The 4200-nt window shown below is 53.4% G+C and carries 3 pseudogenes; all 3 read left to right on the top strand.

From position 1 onward, the window contains the following. Positions 1-528, top strand: a pseudogene (locus P378_RS03205) (FAD/NAD(P)-binding protein); the annotation flags it as partial. 42 nt (positions 529-570) lie between these two features. Further along, positions 571-1835: pseudogene (locus P378_RS03200) on the top strand ((Fe-S)-binding protein). A gap of 169 nt (positions 1836-2004) precedes the next feature. Then, positions 2005-4200 (top strand): annotated as a pseudogene (locus P378_RS03195) (FAD-dependent oxidoreductase); the annotation flags it as partial.

The raw sequence follows: 4200 nt of genomic DNA, 5'->3' as shown, positions 1-4200 counted from the left end.
CAACAGCTACCCGCTGGAGCAGCTGAAGGGCAAGAGCCTGACCATCATCGGCGGCGGCTTTGCCTTCACCACCCTGCGTTCCACCATCCAGTACATCCTGGACCCGGCCCACCGTGGCGACTACGGCGATCTGACCGTCATCTACGGTGCCCGGAACCCCGGCTCTTGCTGTACAAAGACGAGCTGGCCCAATGGGATGCCCGGTCGGACATCAACCTGATCACCACCATTGACCGGGAAGTGGAAGGTTGGACCGGCCGCGTGGGCTTCATCCCCACCGTTACCAAAGAAGTGGCACCCAAGACGGATTATGCCATCATCTGCGGACCGCCAGTAATGATCAAATTCACCCTGCCGGTACTGGTAGAGTGCGGCTTCACCCCGGACAGGATCATCATGAGTCTGGAAAACCGGATGAAGTGCGGCATTGGCATGTGCGGCCGCTGCAACGTAGGAAGCAAGTATGTCTGCAAGGACGGCCCTGTATTTACCAAAGAGCAGCTGGATCAGCTGCCCAATGAGTATTAAAAGAACGGGAAGGCAACCGACTGAAAAGGGGGAGGAACAATTATGTCCGCTGAGAATGAAAAGGCCCAAGTGCCGGAAGTGATTGATTTTTCCAAAATGGATCCCAAATTTAGAGAAGAAGTCATGGAAAAACTTAAGAACATTGACTGGACACAGTGCCTGGCCTGCGGTATGTGCACCGCCGGCTGCCCTTATTCCGATATCCATGGTAACAACGATCCCCGTAAATTCCTGCGCAAGCTGATGTTGGGCCTGCGCGAAGAAGCTTTAACAGATCCCTTTATCTGGAACTGCACCGTTTGCGAGAAATGTACCGTAGAATGCCCCATGGGCGTTAACTTTGGTATTATTACCCGTGGCATGAGAGGGCAGTTTGGTATTCCTACACCGGGTTTCATGGACAAAGTTGTGAATGAGCACATTCACTCCGGCAACCAGATGGATGTTCCCCAGGATGAATATTTTGAAACCATTGAGTGGGTTGAAGAAGAATTAAGGGAAGAGCTGGGTGATCCTGATTACAAAGTTACTGTCGGTAAGAAAGGTGCCGAGTTTATCTTTGGTTTGAACGCCCGTGAGATTAAATACTACTCCCATGAACTTCAAGAAATCTTGAAAGTGTTCTATTATGCCAAGGCCGACTATACCCTGGGTGAACACCGTTGGGACTGCACCAACCTGGCCCTGTTCAGCGGTAAAAATGATGATTTCTGTGAAATCCAGCGCCCCTTCTTCGAGGAAGCCGTTCGCCTGGGTGTCAAAAAAATTGTGGTGACCGAGTGCGGCCACGCCTATAAGTCGACACGTCTGTTTGATGAAAAGTTCTGGGATGGCCCTAAAATTCCCATCCTGAGTGTTCTCGAAGTTTATGATGAGTGGATTAAGAACGGTACCATCAAGGTTGACCCCAGCCGGAACCCCGAACCCTGCACCGTGCATGACCCCTGCAACCTGGTACGTAAATCCGGTATTTTGGAAGCCAACCGTAACGTGATGAAGCCATCTGTGCCGACTTCCGTGAAATGTACCCCAACCGCCAGTACAACTACTGCTGCGGCGCTGGCGGCGGTGCACTGGCTGTACCTGAAGCCAAGCCTATGCGCATGCAAAAGGCCAAGCGGAAAATTGAACAAATTGATGCCACAGGAGCTACCACCGTGGCCATTCCCTGCCACAACTGTATGGACCAGTTCACCGACATGAACAAGGAGTACAAAAAAGGCTGGAAGTGCACCCATATCACCCCGCTGCTGGTTAAGGCCATGGTTATTCCCGATTGGGCAAAGAAGGAAGAGGAAGAAGCGTAAAAGTTTAAAATTTTGTTAAAATTAGCTAAACTTTTATGCTAAACTATATATAATGTTTTGGTGACCCTGGTCACGGGTCTATACCCGGGGCTTCAGGGTTTCCTTTTCGATTTGGGCATTTGTGCGAATATGATTTATACAAATTATGCTATGGATGTGAGGTGCGAAAATGAGTACGACCAATAAAACAGGAGCCGTATTAGTGGTGGGCTCCGGCATAGCCGGTATCCAGGCATCCTTGGACCTGGCGGAATCCGGCTACTACGTATACCTGGTGGAAAGAGAGCCGGCCATTGGCGGGACCATGCCGATGCTGGACAAAACCTTCCCCACCAACGACTGCTCCATGTGCATCCTGTCTCCCAAACTGGTAGACTGCGGGAGACACCTGAACGTACAAACCCTGACCAACTCCGAAGTCACCGGGCTGGCAGGGGAACCCGGGAACTTCAAAGTCACCATCAAAACCAAAGCCCGTTACATCGACCTGGCCAAATGCACCGGCTGCGGCAGCTGCGCGGATGCCTGCCCGGTCAAAGTAGACGACGCCTTCAACCAGGGACTGGGCAAGCGGAAAGCCATCTACAAACTATACGCCCAGGCCTTCCCCAACGCCTACGCCATTGACAGCAGCAAATGCCTGAAATTTAAAAACCTGAACAACGAAAAACTCTGCGGCAAATGCTTAAAAGCCTGCCAGGCAGGYGCCATCAACCACCACATGCAGGACGAAGAAATCCAAATTGAAGTGGGCTCCATCCTGCTGGTACCGGGCTTTGAAACCTTTGACCCGGCACAATTGGCGCTGTACAAATACGGCGAACTGAAAAACGTCGTCACCTCCCTGGAATTCGAACGCATCCTGAGCGCATCCGGCCCCTTCGGCGGCCACCTGGTGCGACCCAGCGACCATAAAGAGCCTGCTAAAATCGCCTGGATCCAGTGCGTAGGCTCCCGTAACTGCCGGATCAACCATGGCTACTGCTCCTCGGTATGCTGTATGTATGCCATCAAACAATCCGTCATCGCCAAAGAACATGCTGACTACGACCTGAACACCAGCATCTTCTACATGGACATGCGGACCTACGGCAAAGAATTTGAAAAATACTACGAACGCTCCAAAAAACAATACGGCGTCAACTTCATCCGCAGCCGCGTCTACGGCTTAGACCCTGGCGAAAAACGACAACATCAGCATTCGCTACGCCTTAGAAGACGGTACCGTCATCACCGAAGAATTCGACATGGTCGTCCTGAGCGTAGGCTTAGAACCCAACAAAAAAGCGGTCGAACTGGCCAAAGAACTGGGCGTAGAACTGAACCAGTACAACTTTGCCGACGTACCGCAACTGACCGGCGTTGCCACCAACCAACCGGGCATCTACGTAGCCGGCGCCTTCAGCGGCCCCAGAGACATCCCTGAGACCGTCATGCAGGCCAGCGCCGCCGCCGGAGAAATCCAAAAACTCCTGGCCGAAGCCAAAGGCACCCTGACCAAAGCCAAAGAATACCCGGCCCAAAAAGACGTGGCCGGAGAAATCGTGCGCACCGGCGTCTTCGTCTGCCACTGCGGCATCAACATCGGCAGCGTCGTAGACGTACCCTCGGTGGCCGAATACGCCAAGACCCTGCCCGGCGTCGTCTACGCCACCGACAAACTGTACGCCTGCTCCCAGGACGCCAGCGCCCAAATCAAAGAAGCCATTGAAGAATACGGCTTAAACCGCATCGTCGTGGCCTCCTGCAGCCCGCGTACCCACGAGCCCATGTTCCAGGAAACCCTCAAAGAGGCCGGCCTAAACCCGCACCTCTTTGAAATGGCCAACATCCGTGACCACTGCTCCTGGGTACACCAAAACGAACCGGCAAAAGCCACCGAAAAATCCAAAGACCTGGTCCAAATGGCCGTTAAAAAAGCAGCCCTGCTGGAGCCGGTACAACCCATCACCCTGCCCATGAACCACGACGCCCTGGTCATCGGCGGCGGCGTGGCCGGCATGAACGCAGCCCTCAACCTGGCCGACCAGGGCTACCAAGTCTACCTGGTGGAAAAAGCCGAAGAACTGGGCGGCATTGCCAAGCGCATCCACTACGGCATGGGCGGCGAAGACGTGCAAGCCTACCTGAACCAACTGATTGACCAAGTCAAAACCCATGAAAAAATTAAAGTCTGCACCGGCGCAACCGTAACCGACGTACACGGCTTCATGGGCAACTACGAAACCAAACTCAGCAACGGAGAACAAATCAAGCACGGTGTCGCCATCATCGCCACCGGCGCCGAAGGATACCAGCCCAAAGAATACCTCTACGGGCACAACAGCCGGGTGCACACCCTGTTAGAACTGGAAAGCATGATTGC

Source organism: Desulforamulus profundi (assembly GCF_002607855.1).
This window is presented reverse-complemented; position numbering and strand designations above follow the sequence as displayed.